At 49.1% G+C, this 22,721-nt stretch carries 15 protein-coding genes and 1 pseudogene; 10 read left to right on the forward strand and 6 right to left on the reverse strand.

Annotated elements, in window-relative coordinates:
• Positions 1-406 precede the first annotated feature (406 nt).
• Positions 407-733, reverse strand: a complete 327-nt coding sequence (locus QZ918_RS23090; RefSeq protein ID WP_293338718.1) for a hypothetical protein — start codon at positions 731-733, stop codon at positions 407-409.
• Positions 734-1,082: 349 nt separating this feature from the next.
• On the opposite strand from QZ918_RS23090, the gene rpsT reads away from it, so the two are divergent.
• On the forward strand, positions 1,083-1,382 hold the full coding sequence (rpsT, locus tag QZ918_RS23095) for a 30S ribosomal protein S20 (protein ID WP_293153433.1): 300 nt from the start codon (positions 1,083-1,085) through the stop codon (positions 1,380-1,382).
• A 261-nt stretch (positions 1,383-1,643) separates the two neighbouring features.
• Positions 1,644-2,423 carry a TatD family hydrolase gene (locus QZ918_RS23100; protein WP_293338720.1) on the forward strand — a complete coding sequence of 260 codons (780 nt, stop codon included), beginning with the start codon at positions 1,644-1,646 and terminating at the stop codon, positions 2,421-2,423.
• 146 nt (positions 2,424-2,569) lie between these two features.
• Here the strand turns inward: QZ918_RS23100 and QZ918_RS23105 are convergent, their stop codons facing one another.
• Positions 2,570-2,722: a hypothetical protein gene (locus QZ918_RS23105; RefSeq protein WP_293338722.1), complete on the reverse strand. Its 153-nt coding sequence runs from the start codon at positions 2,720-2,722 to the stop codon at positions 2,570-2,572.
• Between the two features lie 57 nt (positions 2,723-2,779).
• Entirely contained in the window at positions 2,780-2,923 is a 144-nt protein-coding gene (locus QZ918_RS23110) for a hypothetical protein (protein WP_293338724.1), read from the reverse strand.
• Between the two features lie 102 nt (positions 2,924-3,025).
• On the opposite strand from QZ918_RS23110, the gene rpoB reads away from it, so the two are divergent.
• The 6 genes from rpoB (at position 3,026) to QZ918_RS23140 (ending at position 15,673) form a co-directional block, all read left to right on the forward strand.
• Entirely contained in the window at positions 3,026-6,412 is a 3,387-nt protein-coding gene (gene rpoB, locus QZ918_RS23115) for a DNA-directed RNA polymerase subunit beta (protein ID WP_293338726.1), read from the forward strand.
• A gap of 134 nt (positions 6,413-6,546) precedes the next feature.
• Positions 6,547-7,323 (forward strand): HNH endonuclease signature motif containing protein, encoded by a 777-nt coding sequence (locus QZ918_RS23120; RefSeq protein ID WP_293338728.1) that lies wholly within the window; start codon positions 6,547-6,549, stop codon positions 7,321-7,323.
• A gap of 236 nt (positions 7,324-7,559) precedes the next feature.
• Positions 7,560-8,858, forward strand: coding sequence for an RNA-guided endonuclease IscB (gene iscB, locus QZ918_RS23125; protein ID WP_293338730.1), 1,299 nt, complete (start codon positions 7,560-7,562; stop codon positions 8,856-8,858).
• Between the two features lie 102 nt (positions 8,859-8,960).
• Positions 8,961-9,227 (forward strand): helix-turn-helix domain-containing protein, encoded by a 267-nt coding sequence (locus QZ918_RS23130; protein WP_293338732.1) that lies wholly within the window; start codon positions 8,961-8,963, stop codon positions 9,225-9,227.
• A gap of 84 nt (positions 9,228-9,311) precedes the next feature.
• The gene (locus QZ918_RS23135; protein ID WP_293338734.1) at positions 9,312-11,186 is read left to right on the forward strand and encodes a DNA-directed RNA polymerase subunit gamma; all 1,875 of its coding nucleotides are present in this window, start codon (positions 9,312-9,314) and stop codon (positions 11,184-11,186) included.
• A 356-nt stretch (positions 11,187-11,542) separates the two neighbouring features.
• A complete protein-coding gene (locus tag QZ918_RS23140) occupies positions 11,543-15,673 on the forward strand; it encodes a DNA-directed RNA polymerase subunit beta'' (protein WP_293338736.1) in 4,131 nt (1,376 codons plus the stop codon).
• A 1,290-nt stretch (positions 15,674-16,963) separates the two neighbouring features.
• Here QZ918_RS23140 and QZ918_RS23145 read toward each other — a convergent pair.
• Positions 16,964-17,359 carry a response regulator gene (locus tag QZ918_RS23145; RefSeq protein ID WP_293153459.1) on the reverse strand — a complete coding sequence of 132 codons (396 nt, stop codon included), beginning with the start codon at positions 17,357-17,359 and terminating at the stop codon, positions 16,964-16,966.
• Between the two features lie 1,332 nt (positions 17,360-18,691).
• Here QZ918_RS23145 and QZ918_RS23150 point away from each other — a divergent pair.
• Positions 18,692-18,895 carry a hypothetical protein gene (locus QZ918_RS23150; protein ID WP_293147232.1) on the forward strand — a complete coding sequence of 68 codons (204 nt, stop codon included), beginning with the start codon at positions 18,692-18,694 and terminating at the stop codon, positions 18,893-18,895.
• A 135-nt stretch (positions 18,896-19,030) separates the two neighbouring features.
• On the opposite strand, the gene QZ918_RS23155 is transcribed toward QZ918_RS23150, so the two are convergent.
• Positions 19,031-19,354 carry a hypothetical protein gene (locus tag QZ918_RS23155; RefSeq protein WP_293153462.1) on the reverse strand — a complete coding sequence of 108 codons (324 nt, stop codon included), beginning with the start codon at positions 19,352-19,354 and terminating at the stop codon, positions 19,031-19,033.
• Positions 19,355-19,483: 129 nt separating this feature from the next.
• Between QZ918_RS23155 and QZ918_RS23160 the strand changes: the two genes are divergently transcribed.
• A complete protein-coding gene (locus tag QZ918_RS23160; protein ID WP_293338738.1) occupies positions 19,484-22,036 on the forward strand; it encodes a DNA gyrase/topoisomerase IV subunit A in 2,553 nt (850 codons plus the stop codon).
• Between the two features lie 503 nt (positions 22,037-22,539).
• On the opposite strand, the pseudogene QZ918_RS23165 reads toward QZ918_RS23160, so the two are convergent.
• Positions 22,540-22,721 (reverse strand): annotated as a pseudogene (locus tag QZ918_RS23165) (hypothetical protein); the annotation flags it as partial.

Below are 22,721 nucleotides of genomic sequence, written 5' to 3' on the forward strand. Positions count from 1 at the left end.
AACCTTCCTTGAGGAATTGCCTTTGATACTCCCCAGCCCTAAAGGGACGGAGATTCTTGAAGAGTTCGTATTTGAACTTTCAAAGGCGAAATCAAAGCGCCTCTACCCACTCAGCTTAGACAAATCCAAACTTTGCGTATACTTTTAGCTTTTTTATGTTTTCGGAGTCCATCACTAATGCCAAAGATACGGTACGCTCAACAACCTGCCTTTTGTTTGCCCTTTAACTATTCCGAATCAAGTCGGATATGTCCGTTGCCGGGATTTCACCGCACTAGGTTGTTTCAACACGCAGATGGTTATTCTTACTTGCTACTTGAATTATATCAAATACTCAAGGCGGTTGAAACCGCCGCCGACTTATCCCCGTGTCTGAAGCCAGGGGTACGGGAGGCTCGTTTTTGGGTCAGAGCACCGGGTGCACAGAGGGAGGGAGAGGGAGAGAGGGAGAGGGGGGAGGGGAAGAGAGGGGGAGAGGGAGAGCGGGGGAGGGGGAGAAGGAAAAAATCTTCCCTCTTCCCTTCTTCCCTCTTCCCTTCTTCCCTCTTCCCTTCTTCCCTCTTCCCTCTTCCCTCTTCCTTCTTCCCTCTTCCTTCTTCCTTCGACGAAGCCCAAATAACCCGTACTCTTTGTTATAGCTTAACTTGGATTTTTCAGGGAATGGGATTTTGAGCCGAATCGATGCTATATTAGTTTTTTCGACACCTGATAATTTTTTATAAAAAAACGCCAAGTTATTGTATACTTGAAAATTGCGCGCAATAAACCGTGACTTTAACTCGTGACGGTGGAAACCCCGCAAGACGCCTCGATCGCACCCTTGTCATACCTTTGGGTATCGTCAGAGGTAAAAAAAGGGCAGTTAAATGAGTCAATTAAAAATTATTGCGCGATCGCCCTTGAAAAAGTAGCCCCAGGCTCAGCTTGAATCCGATCGATCGGCTCATGGCTGACTCAGCTTTAAAAAAAATCAAGCTTTTTGCGGCTCCCACCCGAAAAGATTGTCCCTCAAAATCTCCGTGTCTTGAGACTATCTTGAGACCATGATGTATCAATCAATACCTACTTCCACAAACTGAACTATGGCAAATATTAAGTCCGCCGTCAAACGAGTCAAAATCGCCGAGCGCAACCGCTTGTACAACAAGTCGTACAAGTCAGCGGTAAAAACTTTGATGAAAAAGTATTTTGCAGCCGTCGATAAATACGCCGCATCTCCGACACCAGAATTAATGCAAGAAGTCCAGCAGCGGATGTCTGAGGCCTATAGCAAAATAGACAAAGCTGTGAAAAAAGGTGTATTGCACCGTAACAACGGCGCTCGCAAAAAGTCCCGCTTGGCAAGAACCCTCAAGCCACACGAAACACAAGTAGCATCCTAAGACAGAAGAAGGAAGTTCGGCAACGGATTTTGTAACGGATGTAACGGATGTAAAGGATGGAAGTCCGATGGAAGTCGGTAGAAGGAAGAAGTTCGGCAACGGACTTTGTAACGGATGTAAAGGATGGAAGTCGGAAGAAGGAAAAAAGTAGGAGGAAGTAAGGAAGAGAAAAGATTTTTCCCCTCTCCCCCTCTCCCCCTCTCCCCCTCCCCCACTCTCGCACTCCCCCACTCTCTCACTCTCTCACTCTCCCATTCGCCCATGCAGCTCATCGATACTCACGTTCATATCAACTTTCAGACTTTCAAGTCGGATTTAGAAGCCATTCGAGAACGCTGGCGGGAAGCTGGTGTGGTTCGATTGGTTCATTCTTGTGTAGAACCCGAAGAGTTTGCTGGAATTCAAGCAATTGCCAATCAGTTTGCAGAAGTCTCTTTTGCGGTGGGGCTTCATCCCCTAGATGCCGCCAAGTGGAAAGACGAAACTGCAAGCTTGATTAGGGAATTAGCAAGTTCTGACTCTCGGGTAGTGGCGATCGGCGAAACAGGACTAGACTTTTTTAAGGCTGACGATCGCGAACACCAGTTTAAAGTGTTTGAGGCACAGCTTGAAATTGCTCAGGAACTTGACAAACCAGTCATTATCCACTGTCGCGATGCCGCCGCCCCGATGGCCGAAATGCTGCGGAATTTTTGGGAAAGACGCGGCCCGGTGCGCGGGGTGATGCACTGCTGGGGGGGCACGCCAGAAGAAACCCAGTGGTTTTTAGACTTGGGTTTCTACATTAGTTTTAGCGGCACTGTCACCTTTAAAAAAGCCTTGCAAATACAAGAATCAGCTTGTATGGTAAATAGCGATCGCATCCTAGTCGAGACAGATTGCCCTTTTCTCGCGCCCGTACCCCAGCGGGGAAAACGCAACGAACCAGCCTATGTCTACTACGTAGCCGAGCAAGTTGCTAAATTGAGAGGAGTTTCTCTGTTAACTTTGTCCCAGCAGACAACCGAAAATGCCTGTCAGCTATTCGGGTTGTCACTTTAGCTACTAGCGCATAGAGAAACGAGGAAAACAGGTGGAGTTCGGGGCAAAAGATAGGAAAAATCCCATCTATATCCCGATCCAAAAACCGGATTCATCCTTAATCTCAGATTCTTTGGGAGTTGGCGTAGTGCGATCGGATTTGCGTCCTATAATAATAAAAAGAACCGACCGATCGGGCGATCGCTTGCTCTGGGAGCCGTCGCAGTCGCCGAACTGCTAGCTTGGGCGAGGGCGCGCCAACCTTCCGGACAGACAAAAACGTCAAGCAATACCTCAAACTTACACTCAATTTTACACATTACAAGCAACTTGGAACCTCAGCAATTTGGCAATAGCTGTAAAGTCAATTTTAGGAGTCAAATGTGTAAGGGATTTACCCTGGAGTACCAAGAGATCGGATCTAAAAGAATCTCGATCGCAGGCAGAACCCGCACAAAAATAATGCGAGCAACCAATAAAAATAACCGTTGCAGCAGTTGGTAGGCGATCGAAAACATCATATAAATTCTCTCACACAATCCATCAAAAAAACGCAACAAGGTAAAAACGCCAAGCCTTGGCGCCATGTAAAAAGCTAGAGCCACTGCGGAAAAAGGACACCCATGACGACTAAAGATTACACAGAATTCGCCTTCACCTTGCCCGACTTGATCGAAATCCAGCGGGCAAGTTTTCGCTGGTTCCTAGAAGCCGGACTGATTGAAGAACTAGACAGCTTCTCCCCGATTACAGACTACACGGGAAAGCTGGAACTCCACTTCATCGGTAAAGACTTCAAACTCAAGCGCCCGAAATACGACGTAGACGAAGCTAAGCGCCGGGACAGCACCTACTCGGTGCAAATGTATGTCCCCACCCGCTTGATTAACAAAGAAACAGGCGAAATCAAAGAGCAAGAAGTCTTCATCGGCGATTTGCCGTTGATGACCGAACGCGGCACTTTCATTATTAACGGTGCGGAACGAGTCATCGTCAACCAAATCGTCCGATCGCCCGGGGTATACTACAAATCAGAAACCGACAAAAACGGCCGCCGTTCCTACAACGCCAGTCTGATTCCCAACCGCGGCGCGTGGCTCAAGTTTGAGACGGACAAAAACGATCTCGTCTGGGTGAGAATTGACAAAACCCGCAAGCTGTCAGCTCAAGTGCTGCTCAAAGCCCTAGGCTTGACAGACGGCGAAATTTACGATTCTTTGCGCCACCCCGAATACTTCCAAAAGACGATCGAGAAAGAAGGACAATTCGGCGAAGAAGAAGCTTTGATGGAGCTCTACCGCAAGCTGCGTCCGGGCGAACCCCCCACCGTCGCGGGCGGCGAACAACTCCTCAATTCGCGCTTTTTCGACCCCAAACGCTACGATTTGGGCCGGGTAGGCCGCTACAAACTCAACAAAAAACTGCGGTTGACAGTCCCCGATACGATGCGGGTACTGACATCCCAAGATATCTTGACGGCGATCGACTATTTGATCAACCTCGAATTCGACATCGGTTCTACCGATGACATCGACCACTTAGGCAACCGTCGCGTCCGCAGTGTCGGCGAACTGTTGCAAAACCAAGTGCGCGTCGGATTGAACCGCCTAGAACGGATTATCCGCGAACGGATGACCGTTTCCGATGCCGACGCCCTCAGCCCTGCTTCCCTAGTTAACCCGAAACCGCTGGTAGCCGCCATTAAGGAATTCTTCGGTTCCTCGCAGCTATCTCAGTTCATGGATCAAACCAATCCTTTAGCAGAACTGACCCACAAACGCCGGCTGTCCGCCCTCGGCCCAGGAGGCTTAACTCGCGAACGCGCAGGTTTCGCAGTGCGGGACATTCACCCGTCTCACTACGGCCGGATTTGCCCCATTGAAACACCAGAAGGCCCTAACGCCGGACTCATCGGTTCTTTGGCAACCCACGCCCGCGTCAACCCCTACGGCTTTATCGAAACCCCATTTTACCCAGTCGAAAAAGGACAGGTACTGCGGGACAAAGCCCCGGTTTACATGACAGCCGATGAAGAAGACGACTTGCGCGTCGCCCCCGGAGACATCAGCCTCGACGAAAACAACAACCTCTTGGGCGAAACCGTAGCCGTGCGTTACCGCCAAGAATTCACCACCACCACCCCGATGCAGGTGGACTACATGGCGATTTCTCCAGTGCAAATCGTTTCCGTCGCCACCTCCCTGATCCCGTTCTTGGAACACGACGACGCCAACCGAGCTCTGATGGGCTCGAATATGCAGCGGCAAGCTGTGCCGCTACTGAAACCAGAACGTCCTCTCGTGGGTACGGGCTTGGAAGCTCAAGCCGCCCGAGATTCCGGGATGGTAGTAGTTTCTAAGGTCAACGGCGAAGTAATTTACATCGACGCTACCCGGATTATTGTCAAGCCCCTGGCGATAGATGCCGAGTCGAATTCCAGCGAAGAACATTTCATGATTCGCGAATACGACGAGCTCAAAACCAAACAGCCCTCGGTGTGGAAGCAAAAATATGCCGGCTGCATCGAACACGAACTGCAAAAATATCAGCGATCGAACCAGGATACCTGTTTAAACCAGCGTCCTTTGATCTATGAGGGCGATCGCGTCGTAGCCGGTCAAGTGCTCGCCGACGGTTCCTCCACCGAAGGCGCCGAACTCGCCCTGGGACACAACATCCTCGTAGCTTATATGCCCTGGGAGGGATACAACTACGAAGACGCTATGCTCATTAGCGAGCGTTTGGTGTACGAAGACGTATACACCTCGATTCACATCGAGAAATACGAAATCGAAGCCCGCCAAACCAAACTCGGCCCCGAAGAAATCACCCGAGAAATTCCCAACGTCGGCGAAGACGCGCTGCGCCAGCTAGACGAACAGGGCATCATCCGCAAAGGTGCTTGGGTAGAAGCCAGCGACATTCTAGTCGGCAAAGTCACCCCCAAAGGCGAATCCGACCAACCCCCCGAAGAAAAACTGCTCAGAGCAATCTTCGGCGAAAAAGCCCGAGACGTGCGCGACAACTCCCTGCGCGTCCCTAACGGCGAAAAAGGCCGCGTCGTAGACGTGCGGGTTTTTACCCGGGAACAGGGCGACGAACTGCCCCCCGGCGCCAACATGGTTGTCCGCGTTTACGTAGCCCAAAAACGCAAGATTCAAGTCGGCGACAAAATGGCCGGCCGCCACGGTAACAAAGGTATCGTCTCCCGGATTCTGCCGATGGAAGATATGCCCTACCTGCCCGACGGCACCCCGGTTGACATCGTACTCAACCCGTTGGGCGTACCGTCGCGGATGAATGTAGGTCAGATTTTCGAGTGCTTGCTGGGCTGGGCCGGCGAAAATTTGTCGATGCGGTTCAAGATGGTGCCGTTTGACGAAATGCACGGGGCTGAAAAGTCGCGGGAAACCGTTCACGGCAAATTAGAGGAGGCGCGGGAAAAAACTGGCAAACCTTGGGTATTTAACGAAAAACACCCAGGCAAAACTATAGTTTACGACGGCCGCACCGGCGAACCGTTCGATCGCCCGGTGACAGTCGGCATCGCCTATATGCTCAAACTCGTCCACTTGGTAGACGACAAAATCCACGCCCGGAGCACGGGGCCTTACTCGCTGGTAACGCAGCAGCCTTTGGGCGGCAAAGCGCAGCAGGGGGGTCAGCGGTTCGGAGAAATGGAAGTTTGGGCGCTCGAAGCGTTCGGCGCAGCTTATACTTTGCAAGAGTTGCTGACTGTCAAGTCGGATGATATGCAGGGTAGAAATGAGGCTTTGAATGCGATCGTCAAAGGCAAAGCCATTCCCCGCCCCGGTACGCCGGAATCCTTCAAAGTGCTGATGCGAGAGTTGCAGTCTTTGTGCTTGGACATTGCCGTGCACAAGGTGAATACGAACGACGAAGGCAGCGAGCACGTAGAAGTGGATTTGATGGCAGATGCTGGCGGGCGGCGATCGCCCTCCAGGCCTACTTACGAATCGCTTTCTCGCGACGAACTCGACGAGGATTAGGAATTAAAGATTTTAGATTTTTTGGCAACATTCAATCTAAAATCTTTAATCGATACTCTCAAATGAAAATGCCTCAACAGTGTTCGTACCACTGTTGAGGCGAATCAACGCTCTAACTAAGGAGATGCGCTGACATGATTATTGTAACAGTTATCCCTGGAATTGAAGGAGAATTCGATCGGGAGACAGGCTGTATTAATTGGCAAGGCAGTAAGTTTGGCAACGGTTACGGGCGCAAGTGGATCGATGGCAAAACGGTATTAGTTCACCGATTAGTCCTCGAATCGAAAATAACAGGATTCCTCGATTCCGGTTATTTGGCTTGCCACACCTGCGACAATCGAAGCTGCATCAACCCGGAACATCTGGTAGCTGGATCTCCTGCTGAGAATACCGGGCAGATGATGGAGCGCGATCGTAAAACCCCCAGACGCAAAAGTATTCCGGGAAGTGGTAAATTGTCCATCCAACAATTGCGGGAAATTCAGACTAAATATTTATCTGGAACAGCCAAGAACCGCCTAGTAAAAGAGTACGGGGTACAATATGAAACTATTGCTAAGATACTTCAGGCAAATATCCCCGATAACTTCACCACAGTTTCCCCACGCTTTTTAGGAGAAATTAAAGACAACGGCTGCATAATTTTCCAAGGTGCAAAAGACGGTTCAGGCTATGGCAGGTACTTTGAAAATGGGAAATCAAATTCAGTTACTCGTGCTGTTTTAGCAGAGAAATTAGGATATGAACTTCCCACCTATATGGATGCTTGTCATACTTGCGATACTCCCAGTTGTATTAATCCAGAACACCTCTGGGCTGGTACTCGCACTCAGAATTTATTCGATGCTTCCAAAAAAGGACGCACCCAAGGAAAAAGTCATCCCCTTTCCAATGCCAAATTAGAGTAGCAAAGAAATGGAGTAAATCGGAGTTTCCGGTTTACCCCAGGGATAAAAACCCTGCTACGCCAGAATAAGATCCTTGAGATCTACGCTACCTGAGGTCAAAACCCCAATAGGATTCGCTAGTTCTAAGCGGTTTGGCAAATAGAACATTGCCTAGTTTCTAAAGGTGAAACACTATTGCCAGTAACAAGTCTCAGGAGCATTTTCAAAGCAAACATCACCCGAAAGGCGAAGCAGAAATGCAACCAACCAAACAACAGAACTGGGTATTTCAGCTCAACGGAGATAAGCAACCGTTAGATATGATTCACCCCGGCAGATGTCGAGAATTACAAAATCGTGGGAAGCTTGCCAGTTTTCGCAGATTTCCTTATGTCGCAATCCAGCAAAAAACAATCGAAAGTCTCCAAACAAAGGAATACATCCTCAAGATTGACCCAGGTAGTCAGTGGACGGGGTTTGCCATTCAATGTGGTAATGATATTTTGTTTCGAGCCGAACTAAATCACCGAGGAGAATCAATCAAGTTAGATTTAGTTAAACGAGCAGGGTTTAGACGTGGAAGACGTTCGCGCAATTTACGCTATCGCAAGAAACGTTTTAATCGTGCCAAGCCAGAGGGTTGGTTAGCTCCATCAATTCGACACAGAGTGCTAACAGTTGAAACTTGGATTAAACGCTTTATGCGGTATTGTCCAATTGCCTGCATCGAAATTGAACAAGTTCGGTTTGATATGCAAAAGTTAGCTAACCCAGAGATAGATGGAGTTGAATACCAGCAAGGTGAATTACAAGGATACGAAGTGCGTGAATACTTGTTGCAAAAGTGGGGTAGAAAATGCGCTTACTGTGGCACAGAAAACGTACCTCTAGAAGTTGAGCACATTCAACCTAAATCGAAAGGAGGGAGCAATCGCATTGGAAATCTAACTCTAGCTTGTCATGTCTGTAATGTCAAAAAAGGTAACTTGGACGTTCGCGATTTCTTGGCAAAATCGCCTGACATTTTGAAGCAAGTTCTAGAGAATGCCACGAAACCTTTAAAAGATGCTGCTGCGGTCAATTCAACCAGATACGCAATTGTGAAAATGGCTAAATCTATTTGCCAGAATGTGAAATGCTCCTCAGGTGCAAGAACCAAAATGAATCGAGTGCGTCAAGGTCTTGAAAAAACTCACAGCCTTGATGCTGCTTGTGTTGGCGAGTCTGGGGCAAGCATTCAAGTTAGAACCGCTCGACCTTTATTGATTACCTGCAAAGGTCATGGCAGCCGCCAATCCATTCGAGTTAATGCTTCTGGATTTCCGGCAGTAAAAAATGCTAAAACTGTTTTCACTCACATTATAGCAGGTGATGTAGTCAAGTTTACTATTGGCAAAGACCGGAAAAAAGCTCAAGCTGGAACTTATACGGCAAGAGTTAAAACACCGACTCCAAAAGGGTTTGAGGTTTTGCTCGATGGCGCGAGAATAAGTCTCTCAACCATGAGCAATGTAGTCTTCGTACATAGGAGTGACGGCTATGGCTATGAGCTTTAATTTGCTCGCATTGACTCCGGATCACTCCAATAAAACGATTTCTAGCGATCGGACTGGGAAAAAGTCCGAGAAATCCGGCAAAAACTAGCAGCAGGAGAGAGAATGAAGGATCTAGCTGAAGCATACGGCGTAAATCCGATAACTATACACAATATTAAGTATCACCTGACTTGGAAGGAAGAAGGCGAAGAGGTTCCGATTCCTCGCATGGGTGGATATCTCGATCGCAAGCTGACTTTTGCTCAAGCACAGGATGTGCGAGAACGAGTTAAAGCTGGAGAATCCATTGCTAAAATTGCTCTGGAATTTGCAGTATCGACAAGTGTCATTTATGACATTAAAAATAATGTCACATATAAAGGAGTCTGACATTGATTTAATTGCCAAAGAATCAATCAAAACAGATAAATTACAGCAAATAATTTCAAGTAAATCCATCGATTGGAGTCAAGAATGGCTAAGATAGAACAACGATTTGATTACGTAAAGATTGGGTTAGCTTCACCAGAAAGAATTCGACAATGGGGAGAAAGAACTTTACCCAATGGTCAGCTAACTGGCGAAATTATCAAACCAGAAACAATTAATTACCGTACATTAAAACCGGAAATGGACGGATTGTTTTGCGAGCGCATTTTTGGGCCTGCAAAAGATTGGGAATGTCATTGTGGTAAGTACAAAAGAGTCCGTCATAGAGGCATTGTTTGCGAGAGATGCGGTGTTGAAGTTACTGAATCTCGCGTCCGCCGCCACCGCATGGGATTTATCAAATTAGCAGCTCCAGTGGCTCACGTTTGGTATCTCAAAGGCATCCCCAGTTACATGGCAATTCTGTTAGATATGCCCCTCCGAGATGTCGAACAAATTGTCTATTTCAATGCCTATGTTGTGCTGAATGCTGGTAATGCGGAAAAGCTTCAATACAAGCAATTGCTCACTGAAGATGCTTGGCTGGAAATAGAAGATGAACTTTACAGCGAAGATTCCACGCTGACAGGCGTAGAAGTAGGCATTGGTGCGGAAGCTTTGCAAGTTTTGCTGCAAAATATTCCGCTAGAAAGCGAAGCGGAAAAGCTGCGGGAAGATATTGCTAATGCTAAAGGTCAAAAACGCGCGAAGTTAATTAAGCGTTTGCGGGTAATTGACAACTTTATTGCTACGGGTTCTCATCCCGATTGGATGGTACTCAATGTGATCCCGGTGATTCCCCCAGACTTGCGGCCGATGGTACAGCTAGACGGTGGACGCTTTGCAACCAGTGACCTCAATGACCTTTATCGCAGAGTTATTAACCGCAACAATCGCTTAGCCAGATTGCAAGAAATTTTGGCACCGGAAATTATCATTCGCAACGAAAAGCGGATGTTACAAGAAGCTGTGGATGCGCTAATTGATAACGGTCGCCGGGGCCGGACTGTGGTGGGCGCAAACAACCGTCCGCTGAAGTCGCTTTCCGACATTATTGAAGGGAAACAAGGTCGTTTCCGGCAAAACTTGCTGGGTAAACGGGTTGACTACTCTGGACGTTCGGTAATTGTGGTGGGGCCGAAACTGAAGATTCATCAGTGCGGTTTGCCGAGGGAAATGGCGATCGAGCTTTTCCAGCCCTTTGTCATCCACCGCCTGATCCGTCAAGGATTGGTCAACAACATCAAAGCAGCCAAAAAACTGATTCAACGCAACGATCCTAGCGTTTGGGACGTGCTGCAAGAAGTGATTGAAGGACACCCCGTCATGCTGAACCGGGCTCCTACACTTCACCGTTTGGGGATTCAAGCTTTTGAGCCGATTTTGGTGGACGGGAGGGCGATTCAGCTTCACCCGCTAGTCTGTCCGGCTTTTAACGCTGACTTTGATGGCGACCAAATGGCGGTACACGTTCCTTTGTCTCTGGAATCTCAGGCTGAAGCGCGCTTGCTGATGCTGGCTTCTAATAACATTATGTCGCCGGCAACCGGAAGACCGATCGTCACTCCTTCTCAAGATATGGTGCTCGGTTGCTATTACTTGACAGCCGACAATCCTAACGGTCAAAAAGGAGCAGGTCACTACTTCTCTAATCTTAATGATGCGGTTGTCGCTTACGAACAAGGAATCGTGGACTTGCACTCCTACGTGTGGGTGAGGTTTCAAGGCGCGATCGAAAACACGGAACCCGAAGGTGAACCGCTGAAGGTCGATCGATCGACTGACGGTACTGTGACGAAAGAATACAAGTTCCGCCGCGTTCGGGAAGATGCAGAGGGTAAGAGGATCAATCAGTTTATTCGGACTACTCCGGGCAGGATTATTTATCACCAAACGATCGAATCGGTAATTAACAATTAGAAAGATGTTCAACAGTTGACAGTTGACAATTGACAGTTGACAGTTGACCGTGGTAGAGCGACCTCTACCTATAAGTCAGAGGATTCAAACAGTGAATAATTTTGTTTTATTTCCCCCTCGAAGGAGGAGGCTTTAAACTCATTATTCTTGGTGATTGGTGATTGGCAAGTCCGAAAGACGAAAAAAATGAGGTGCGACTTAGTGCCGACGCACACGAGGCGCACCCTAAATATCGATATTAGGCTGCTGAAATTTTATTAATTACCAATGACTGATGACCAATGACAAATGACTCATGACTAATAACGTTCGCGAGCGCGGACAGAACTAATGACTAAATTACTAACAACAGAAAAATGACAGAAAAGAAGGAAATTGTTTTTCGCAATCGAGTTGTTGACAAAGGTCAGCTCAAAAAATTAATCTCTTGGTCATTCATGAACTATGGAACGGCCCGCACGGCGCAAATGGCCGACAAACTCAAAGACTTGGGTTTTCGGTTTGCGACCAGAGCCGGAGTTTCGATTAGCGTAGACGACTTGCAAGTACCGCCAATCAAACGACAACTGCTCGAAGCAGCCGAAGAAGAAATCAGAATCACCGAACAGAAATATACCAGAGGCGAAATCACAGAAGTCGAACGCTTCCAAAAAGTAATCGATACCTGGAACAGCACCTCGGAAGACCTCAAAGACGAAGTAGTCAAAAACTTCCGAGCCACAGACCCGCTCAACTCGGTGTACATGATGGCCTTCTCCGGCGCCCGGGGGAACATCTCCCAAGTACGGCAACTCGTCGGAATGCGTGGATTGATGGCAGACCCCCAAGGCGAAATCATCGACTTGCCAATTAAAACCAACTTCCGGGAAGGACTCACCGTTACCGAGTACATCATTTCCTCCTACGGAGCGCGCAAAGGCTTAGTAGATACGGCCCTCCGCACCGCCGACTCGGGCTACCTGACTCGTCGGTTAGTGGATGTATCCCAAGATGTCATCGTGCGGGAAGTAGACTGCGGCACCCAGCGCGGGATTCGCGTGCGGCCGATGACTGACGGTGCTACTGTGCTGATTCCCCTGAAAGATCGGCTTCTGGGGCGGGTGTTGGCCCGAGATGTGGTCAATCCCAAAACCAAAGAAATCGTGACTTTTGAGAAGGAAAGAGCCGTCCGCAACCAGCCGATTACTGAGGAGCTGGCAGGGGAAATCGGTAAATCCGGAGTGCCAGAAGTTTATTTACGATCGCCCCTAACTTGCGAAGCCACCCGTTCGGTTTGCCAGTGCTGCTACGGTTGGAGTCTCGCCCACTTGCAAATGGTGGATATGGGAGAAGCGATCGGGATTATTGCCGCCCAGTCGATCGGGGAACCGGGAACCCAACTCACCATGCGTACCTTCCACACGGGCGGCGTATTTACTGGAGAAGTTGCAAAACAAGAACGGGCACCATTTCCCGGTACCGCCAAGTTCAAGAACTTACGCACCCGCGCCTTCCGTACCAGACACGGTGAAGAAGCCCTCGTCGCCGAAAACAACGGCAAACTTGTATTCGAGGGCGACGGCTACGAAGAAGGCAAATCCGGCGCCAAAAATCAGAAACTGAAAGTAGAATTCGCGATCGTCCAAGGTTCGACTCTGATGGTCAAAGACGGACAGCGCGCCATCCCCGGTCAAGTTTTGGCAGAAGTGCCGATCGTCGGACGCGCTGCCCGCAAAACCACGGAAAAAGTCACGACGGACGTAGCATCCGACTTGGCCGGCGAAGCTAAGTTTGCCGATTTGGTACCGGAAGAAAAAACCGACCGTCAAGGCAATACCACCCGCACCGCCAGCAGGGGCGGGCTGATTTGGATTCTTTCCGGCGAAGTCTACAACTTGCTCCCGGGTGCTGAACCTGCCGTCAAAAATGGCGATCGCATCGCAGCCAACAGCGTCATCGCCGAAACCAAACTGATCTCCGAACACGGCGGCGTAGTCCGCATCGCTGACGAGCGAGAAATCGAAATCATCACCGCTCAAGTGCTGTTAGACCAAGCGATCGTCCGGGCAGAAAGTGCGGGCGGCCGCGACCACTACATCATCGAAACCGCTTCCAAGCAACGGTTTTCGCTGAAAACAGCACCAGGAAGCAAAGTCATCAACGGTGAAGTCGTGGCAGAATTGCTCGACGACAGCTACCGCACCGCCACCGGAGGCATCGTCAAATACGCCGGTGTCGAAGTCCACAAGCGCGGCAAAGCCAAACTCGGCTACGAAGTGGTCAAGGGCGGCACCCTGCTGTGGATTCCCGAAGAATGCCACGAAGTCAACAAAGACATCTCCCTGCTGTTGGTAGAAGACGGCCAGTACGTCGAAGCCGGTACCGAAGTTGTCAAAGATATTTTCTGCCAAACCAGCGGTGCGGTAGAAGTTACTCAGAAAAACGACATCCTCCGGGAAATTGTGATCAAGCCCGGGACGCTGCACTCGGTCGATCGCCCGCCGCTCACATTGGGCGAAGGTCAAATAGTCAGCGCCGGTCAAGAAATCTTCCCCGGCTTGGTTGCCGAAGAACTCGGCTATGCCGAATACATCGAAACCCCCGAAGGGCCGGCATTGCTGCTGCGCCCCGTCGTCGAGTTCCCCGTACCCGACAAACCGCCCGTACCTTCTCAAACAGCGCTCAATGAGTCGATCGCCCTCAAAGCAGTCCAGCGCCTCCCCTACAAAGACGGAGAGCGCGTCAAATCAGTCGAAGGACTGGAACTGCTGCGGACTCAGCTCATCTTAGAAATCGGTTCCGGGGCGCCGCAACTGGCAGCGGATATCGAACTTTTGCCCGATGAGGGGGACGCTTTGGCTTTTGGTGCTGACGGTTCCGGCCCGGCGTGGGGTGGCGACGAAGCGGCCGTGGAGTCGCAAGAACTGGCTCTGGTTGAAGGCGAGGAAGTCCCAGCACCTTCTCGGATTTTCCGCTTGCAGTTGGTAATTTTGGAATCGCTGGTAATTCGGCGGGACGTATCGGCCGATCCGACCCAAGGCAGCACCCACACCAGGCTGCTGGTAGAGGATGGACAGTCGATCGCCCCCAGCGCAGTAGTCGCCCGCACCGAGATTCTCTGCAAAGAAGCGGGGATCGTCCGGGGCATCCGCGAAGGGCAGGGCGAACCCATCCGCCGGTTGTTAGTCATGCGGGATGCCGATTCTGTGACAGTTTCAGTAGCGGGTACGCCGGAAGTTAGCCCCGGTCAATTACTCGTAGCCGGTACCGAAGTAGCGCCGGGAGTCATTCTGGAAGAGTCCGGCCAAGTCGTGAAAGTTATACCAGCCTCCGATAGCGGAGAACAAGCCAAAATAGTTTTGCGAGTAGCCCGTCCTTACCGGGTTTCCGGGGGTGCGGTGCTCCACGTAGACGATGGCGACTTGGTGCAACGCGGCGACAACTTAGTCATTCTGGTGTTCGAGCGAGCCAAAACTGGGGACATCATTCAAGGTTTACCGCGGATTGAGGAATTGCTCGAAGGCCGGAAACCGAAGGAAGCTTGCATTTTAGCCAAGCGCCCAGGGACGGCTCAGGTAGTTAACGACGACGATATGATCGAACTGGCAGTAGTAGAAGATGACGGCCGGATCGAGCAATATCCTTTATTACCCGGCCAAAACCCGATCGTCACTGACGGACAGCGCGTTGGCGTCGCCGAAGCCTTAACCGACGGGCCCGCCAACCCCCACGAAATTCTGGAAGTATTTTTCCAGGTACTCAAAGAGCGCCAGCCTACCTTCGAGGCTGCTTTGGAGAGTTTCCAGCAGGTGCAGACTTTCCTCGTCAACGAAGTGCAATCGGTTTACCAGTCTCAAGGCGTGGATATTTCCGACAAACACATCGAAGTCATCGTCCGCCAGATGACCAACAAAGTGCGGATGGAGGATGGCGGCGACACCACCATGCTCCCGGGCGAGTTAGTCGAACTGCGCCAAGTCGAACAGGTGAACGAAGCAATGTCGATTACCGGCGGAGCGCCAGCAGATTACACTCCCGTACTGTTGGGGATTACCAAAGCTTCGCTGAATACCGACAGCTTTATTTCCGCTGCTTCCTTCCAAGAAACCACAAGGGTGCTTACCGAAGCTGCGATCGAAGGCAAATCCGACTGGCTGCGCGGCCTCAAGGAAAACGTGATCATCGGCCGCCTGATTCCTGCCGGCACCGGCTTCAATGCCTATGAGGATGCCAGCGTTCAGGATGCCGGTTTTGACGGTGCCGTGTTTGACGACGACATCCAGGATTTGCAGGAGGATGTTGTGGACGATCGCACTGCCCGTCGCAAGTATACGATCGAAAGTCCTTTTGATGTTGGTCGCGCCTCTGACATTGAATCCGATGAGGATTTTGAGGAAGTTGAGGTTGATGAGGACGATTTTGTCCCTGATACTGATGATGATTCCTTAGGTGCGATCGCCGATGATGATGATGATATCGGTTACGACTTCGACGAGGACGAAGAGTAAAACGAGTGTTTTGAGATAGATTGCCGCGCAGCCAGCGATCCTGAACTGCGCGGCAATTTTTGAGAGATCCTCCCAACCAACAGGCGCAAGGGTTGGTTGCAATACGGTTTACATAAGGCAGATCCCCCCTAACCCCCCTTCCCAAGCAGGGTGGATTAATTGTCAGGATAGGAGATATAAAACTACCAAAAGTATCGCTCAAAGGTCGGCTCGCGCGATCGGCCAAGGTACGTAGTTGCGCGAAGAGCGCTCTTTATCGCTCTTTTGTCACTCCAGAAAAATAAAAATTGCAGCCAACTGATGAAACTTATACTCAATGGGCAATCTGGCGATCGCAAACTGATAGGAACCCATACCTCAAGCTCAAAAGGGGAAAGTCTCTCGGTGTAAAAGTTCCAGGTTTTTATATGACGAGAGTGACGAAAGAGCGTTATAAGATTAAGAAAGAGCGCAAAGATCGCAACTACATACCTAATTTGTCTGACGACAATAAAACCGCCCTGCCTAACCCCCCTTCCCAAGGGGGGGACAAGAAAGCTCTTAAGTCCCCCTACAACCAGGGGGATGCGAGGGGGATCTCCGGGGCATAAAAAGTGTTAAGTAAACCGTATTGGGGTTGGTTGAAAAATCTTAAATTTTTGCTTTCAAAACTTAAAATTAAAAATTCACAGCCGAAAGTGCGATCGGCACATCAAATCGCCCGAAAAAAGAACGCAGAAGATATTCAGCCGCAGGCATAAATCAGAATTCAATAAAACTTGAAAATTAAAAATTTTAATTTTTTGAATCAACCTAAAATTAAAATTATTTCTCCCTTATAATACCAATTTAACAAATTAATACAACATTATTAGTTGTAGGCTGTGGATCCACGAAAAATTCGTAGCTATATATCGACAATTTGACAGAGCCGCACCTGACCACAATGGTACGATCGACCAAACACAACATTTATTGTGTCGCAATCTTTTGTCAAAATGGTATTATAAACACGCTCGCATTATTCAAGCCAGTCTGCGAAAATAACTATTTGTTCTGATGTGGGTTTAAGCACGAATTCGTAGGTTAGATTGAACACTAGGTCTTTAAGAAATATCAAGACTTTTCTTAAAAAGTCGATCAAATAAAAGCCGTCCTAGAAGGACGGGGCTGAAGAAGCCAAGTTTTCGGTAAAAGACCGCTAACCCAAGCGTATTAAACTACAAACTTCGTGGCTTCCCTCCGTTACAGTTGTTACATCCGACAGCCGACGAATCCGTTGCTGAACTTCCTGCTTCAAATATGATTCGCTTACTCAGGGAGCAAAGCCTTGATCCGATCGACAAACTCTTGATGGTCTACTACGGGTTTAGAGATGTAACCGTCGGCACCGCTTTGATCCAGAAAAGTTTCTCTATCACCGGCCATCGCGTGAGCCGTCACCAATATAATCGGCAGCGAGGCGGTTTGCGGGTCAGCTTTCAGCAGTTGAGTAATCTTAATGCCGTCAACAGATTTTCCCTGGTACACGCTGCGCGAAAGAGACACGTCCATTAAAATCAAATCAGCTTGGCCGGCCGCAGCAATCTGCATCACCTCTTCAACATTTTCCGTGTGCTTGACAGCTAAGCCCCCCCGCTTAGTAAGTATTTTGGAAAAAACTCGAGCATTAACCAAATCGTCCTCTACAATCAGAACGGTTTTCATAAATAAATATGGGAAGTATGGAAACTTTGCGACATTAGTCCAAAGAGGAACACGGCACGGGGATTAGATTCCCCGTCAAAAATGCAGAGTTTTTAGCGCCATCAGCCGGGAACCCTGAAAAACCCGCATATATTCGTTGAGTGACTACCGTGGGAGGGTGTACAGATGCCGAGAAGCATCCATTACCATCATTTAGACTACTACTACAGACAGATACATTTAACCCGGTAGAAGCTGAAAATCAACCTTTACTGTGTATGGCACAATTTTGTAAGATGCAATCTTACGCCTTTGTTTCGCGGATCTGTCACAGCCTTTAACAAAAGGCTAAAAGTGCCATTTATATCACGCCCGATGCCATGACCGCAAGAAGGGCAAACTGTTGGTTACCTTCTAACTTTTTGTGGTTATGTCCATACTTTGAACAGGTTTTAGATGTATATTCTTCAGTCAGTCTGCTACAATACATCCGCGCTTAGATGCGGAAATGCTTTAACCTAAAATAGGGTGAACCTATTGATATTACTACAATCTACCACAGTCTACTAGAATATTTCAAATAATTGTCTACCTTAGATAGAGTGTTTAGTTGTTTTTTAGAACTAGACCTGACACTGGCGCTCGTCTCACGATCCCCCGGTAGCAAGTTTTTAGTAACCTGTTGTCGATTTAAATTGTATATTTGAATTCTCTATTCCCCTTCACGGTTACATTTTCTCCCCGACGACCGAGAATCTCCCTCTCTCCCCCGAATATCGCAGACAATTTCGGGATTGCTACTGCTTATCCTCTCTTGTGGTCAGGACTCCAACTTGTACCATTTTAGATTTTAGATTTTAGACTGGGGAAGATCGCTCGGATAGGGGTATGAAGGTGGACTGAGGTTGAGGGCAGTTCCATTACTTTTTGTAACTGCTATGGGAGTCTCGGAGCCTTGACAATTATTTTCTTTCTTGCTCTTAGAGTCAAGCAATGTTGATTGACCTACTCGGGCCTTCGCATTCGGATCGGAGTACCCAATATAGCGGGGATGGTTGGGGATTCGCCATTCTCAGTTTTGACCGCTATCGAGCTGGTGTCAGAGGCTTGAGAGTTCGCCCGGATAGATTTGACCCGGCTGAATTCTGAACGATCGGCCTTTGTGAGCGATTATAAGGAAAAGCTTGACTGTGAATCAACCTTCTCGTGGTGGCGGAGGTAAATCGACAGGTAGGCGCAAAGGTAGGCAACATAGACGTTAGCTATCTCACGGGAAGCCCCGCGCTCTATCTGAAAGATGAGCGTCGGGATGAGAGCAGGGCTGTTGACGACGCTCCCTGAACGAATTGGGCGTTGCCCAACAGACTCGCAGGAGATGGAGGAAACAGTCAGTTAACCTCCTGGATTGTCGAAAACCTTGAAATGCCCTCAGAGAATTGTTTTCACGCTATATTGTCAATGGTCGTTGACCCGCCCGACTGCTCGAACAGACAGGCTACAGTAGCGGTCAAACGCTTGCCACAGCAAGACCAGAGTTCGGGGAAGGAATACGCCTAGCCCGTTGGCAATTGCCGTAAATCCATGGTGTATTGTGCGAGTAGAACTTAAACTCCTTGGGACGCAGGGAGCCTGCCCGGTCACTATCACGGGATAGCGAAAGAGTCAGTAGCAATGTGTTGATTGATTCATTGACTAAAACCTCTGGACGCGGTGTAAGACCAACACTATCTTCGGATAGTAGAGGCAACGGCGGATGAAACGGGAAGCCCGCACTGTATGCATAGCATCAGTGTCGAGTACGTCACTGTAAGAGTGGAGAGTAAGAGGCAAGTCTTGCCAGTCTTCGGCACTGCTTTTACCTGTTACATTTATTTTTCTCCTCCCGCTGGGCGGTTTGGTCGAACTATTGGTTCGCTGCACCAGCAAACGCTTTTCATTCGATACAGGCAACCCGATCGCGATCGACCCCGCCCACAAACGGATACCGTGTCCCCACAATCGTCGTGGAGATCCCAAAATTTTAGACTAAGAGTTCAATCCCCGAGATTGATCTGTGGAGTAAATCTAAAGTCTACAATCTAAAATCTAAAATCTATGGACTGACAGGGGCTGTCTTCACTCAGGAATTAACGGACATAAGGACTCATGGCTAAACAACTCAACCTACTTTCCGGGCAAGTAATTTCTACGCCTCTGCACGCCGAGATGCAGCAATCGTACCTCGAATATGCCATGAGTGTGATCGTCGGGCGAGCTTTGCCTGATGTCCGCGACGGTTTAAAACCTGTGCACCGTCGAATTTTGTACGCGATGCACGAACTCGGTTTGACACCAGACCGACCTTACCGCAAGTGCGCCCGGGTAGTTGGAGATGTTTTGGGAAAATATCACCCCCACGGCGACCAATCGGTTTACGATGCTCTGGTGCGGATGGTTCAGGAGTTTTCGAGCCGCTATCCTTTGCTGGCGGGTCACGGCAATTTCGGTTCGGTGGACAATGACCCCGCTGCTGCGATGCGCTACACGGAAACTAGACTGGCATCGATCGCCCACGAAGCCATGCTAACCCAAGTCGGCGATGCAACTGTTGATTTTACTGGTAACTTTGACAATTCCCAGCAGGAACCGACGGCGCTTCCTGCCCAGTTGCCCTTTCTTTTGCTCAACGGCTGTACTGGCATTGCTGTCGGGATGGCTACTAATATCCCGCCGCACAATTTGGGCGAGGTGGTAGACGGTTTAATTGCTTTGATTGAAAATCCGGAGATCTCGGATGAAAAGTTGATCGAACTGATTCCGGGCCCAGATTTTCCGACCGGAGGGGAAATCGTCTCTACAGAGGGCATTTTTGACGCCTACACTAAGGGTAGAGGTAGTATTGCGGTCAGGGGTATAGCTGGGGTGGAAGAAGTGCCTGGGAATCGCAAGGTACGAACTAAAACGGCGATCGTCGTGACGGAGTTTCCGTTTCAGGTAAATAAGGCGGCTTGGATTGAAAAGGTGGCGGACTTGGTAAATGCCGGCCGCCTCGACGGTATTTCTGATTTGCGTGACGAGAGCGATCGCGAAGGCATTCGAGTTGTAATTGAACTTAAACGAGAATTTACTCCAGAGGCGGTGCTGGCTCGTCTTTACCAACAAACTGACCTGCAAACAAATTTTGGCGCGATTTTGCTGGCAATTGTCAACGGTCAACCCCGACAGTTGACCCTCAGACAATTGTTGCAAGAATTTCTGGATTTCCGGGAGGTGACTCTCACCCGGCGCTACAATTACGAGTTGCAGGCGGCAGAACGTCGCTGTCACATTGTCCAAGGCTTAATGTTGGCTTTGACAAATCTTGATACTACGATCGACATTCTCAGAAATGCTCCTGACGGTTCTACGGCTAAGCAAATTTTCCAAGTTCGCCTCAATTTGAGCGAAAGTCAATCTGATGCGATTTTGGCGATGCCGATGCGCCGGCTAACTGGTTTGGAAAGAGAAAATTTGCAGTCTGAGTTGGATGAGTTGACGGCGAATATTCAAGAATTGCAGCGGCTGTTGAGCGACAGGCGCGAACTTTTGAAGGCCTTAAAGAAGGAATTGCGATCGCTAAAACGCAAGCATGGTGACGAACGCCGCACTAAATTTGCTCATGGAATTGGACGCGCGAGAACTTCTGAAACACAACCGGCTGGCAAGAAAAATGCTGGTGTGAAGCCTTTGTTGCCGGCAATAATTTCTCCTAATCTATTGCCCGATATTGAGCCGGAGGAAACTATTGTTGAATTTTCGCACAAGCAGTACGTGAGACGCTTGTCGGCTGGGGAACGTCCGCGCTCGAAAAGTCGCGAAAAATCGGTTTCAGCTTTAGAAAAAAATGAAGATTTTATTGTGACGGCAAACCTGACAAAAACCGATCGCACTTTGGTCGTCTTAATTCCTAACGGCAAAGCTTATCCGCTGAAAGTCGCCGATATTCCTAGTAGCAGCCAAAAAGACCGGGGAACGCCGATTGTTAGTTTGTTGTCGCCCAGTGCTACTAAAGAAAGTGCAGGTCGTGCTTTCTCGGAAATCACAGTTGCACACTTTATTTTGCCGGAAAATTCGGAGGCTGCGGATTTAGTAACTCTGACTCAACAAGGCAAAATTAAGCGCTTGCCGATGCAGGAATTTGCTGAGCTGACTAATCGCGGCGTGACTGTTGTTAAACTCAAGGAGGACGATCGACTGCGAAATGCTAGTCTCAGCAAAGTTGGCGACCAAGTGGTCGTCGCAACTTCGGGAGGCCGAGTCCTCCGATTTGATGTTGATGACGAACAACTGCCGCCCATGGGCCGCACCGCCCAGGGTTCTCAAGTCACCAGGTTGCGGAAGCAGGAACAGTTGGTGGGTTGTATTACGATCGACCGGGAGGACAGTCTGGTGCTATTTTCGGAGTTGGGTTGGGCGAAACGAATGCCTGCGGGTTCTGTCAGGCTTACTAACCGCGGCGAAATCGGCACTCAAGCTTTTCGCTTTGCAGAGCCTAAAGATGCTTTGGTTGGATTGCTGCGGGCTGTTCCGGGTACGGATGTTAAACTTTTTACTACCGCTGGCCGCCTGCTGCGATCGACTACTGATGCTATAGCTTTTTGGGGGAAGGATGCTCCGGGCGATCGGGTTTTTGACCTCAATCCTGGTGAAAAAATTATCAAAGTTATCAGTAGTCAATAGTTATTGGGGATTGGGGATTGCGAATTGGGCGAAGCGAAGCGGAGGGATGGGGCATGGGGCATTAGCCAAACAGGTCATTGGGCGAAGCGAAGCGGAGGGATGGGGCATTGGGCATTGCGAATTGGGCATTGGGAATTGGGGATTAATCTGATTTCTTGTTTCTGACTTCTGAATTCAACATCCATCCGTTAAATCAATTAAATCCCGTACACTGCTGATTGCGGAACTTCCTCCTTCATTAGACCTCCTGCGAAAGTATTTTATCGATCCTTTAACAGTAGCCATTTCAGCCATTATTAACTAATAATAAAAGATTGGCCAGACATACTGGTAATTATCGGTTCTGTCGATTAGGTGAGGACTTTCGCAGGAGGTCTATTGAATATCCCAATTACAAATTACAAATTACAAATTACAAATTACAAATTACAAATTACAAATTACAAATTACAAATTACAAATTACAAATTACAAATTACAAATTACAAATTACAAATTACAAATTACAAATGCCCAATGCCCAATTCCCAATGCCCAATTCCCCATCCCTCCGCTTCGCCCAATGCCCAATGCCCCATGCCCCATCCCTCCGCTTCGCTTCGCCCCATGCCCCATGCCCCATCCCTCCGCTTCGCTTCGCCCCATGCCCCATGCCCCATGCCCCATGCCCCATGCCCCATCCCTC

This window comes from Microcoleus sp. CAWBG58 (assembly GCF_020883045.1).
Taxonomy (GTDB): Bacteria; Cyanobacteriota; Cyanobacteriia; order Cyanobacteriales; family Microcoleaceae; genus Microcoleus.

What these genes read in the sequence shown, in the direction of transcription:
- rpsT (WP_293153433.1), top strand. Translation starts at nt 1,083, where the DNA reads ATGGCAAATATTAAGTCCGCCGTCAAACGAGTCAAAATCGCCGAGCGC.
- QZ918_RS23100 (WP_293338720.1), top strand. Translation starts at nt 1,644, where the DNA reads ATGCAGCTCATCGATACTCACGTTCATATCAACTTTCAGACTTTCAAG.
- QZ918_RS23105 (WP_293338722.1), bottom strand. Translation starts at nt 2,722, where the DNA reads ATGTGTAAAATTGAGTGTAAGTTTGAGGTATTGCTTGACGTTTTTGTC.
- QZ918_RS23110 (WP_293338724.1), bottom strand. Translation starts at nt 2,923, where the DNA reads ATGATGTTTTCGATCGCCTACCAACTGCTGCAACGGTTATTTTTATTG.
- rpoB (WP_293338726.1), top strand. Translation starts at nt 3,026, where the DNA reads ATGACGACTAAAGATTACACAGAATTCGCCTTCACCTTGCCCGACTTG.
- QZ918_RS23120 (WP_293338728.1), top strand. Translation starts at nt 6,547, where the DNA reads ATGATTATTGTAACAGTTATCCCTGGAATTGAAGGAGAATTCGATCGG.
- iscB (WP_293338730.1), top strand. Translation starts at nt 7,560, where the DNA reads ATGCAACCAACCAAACAACAGAACTGGGTATTTCAGCTCAACGGAGAT.
- QZ918_RS23130 (WP_293338732.1), top strand. Translation starts at nt 8,961, where the DNA reads ATGAAGGATCTAGCTGAAGCATACGGCGTAAATCCGATAACTATACAC.
- QZ918_RS23135 (WP_293338734.1), top strand. Translation starts at nt 9,312, where the DNA reads ATGGCTAAGATAGAACAACGATTTGATTACGTAAAGATTGGGTTAGCT.
- QZ918_RS23140 (WP_293338736.1), top strand. Translation starts at nt 11,543, where the DNA reads ATGACAGAAAAGAAGGAAATTGTTTTTCGCAATCGAGTTGTTGACAAA.
- QZ918_RS23145 (WP_293153459.1), bottom strand. Translation starts at nt 17,359, where the DNA reads ATGAAAACCGTTCTGATTGTAGAGGACGATTTGGTTAATGCTCGAGTT.
- QZ918_RS23160 (WP_293338738.1), top strand. Translation starts at nt 19,484, where the DNA reads ATGGCTAAACAACTCAACCTACTTTCCGGGCAAGTAATTTCTACGCCT.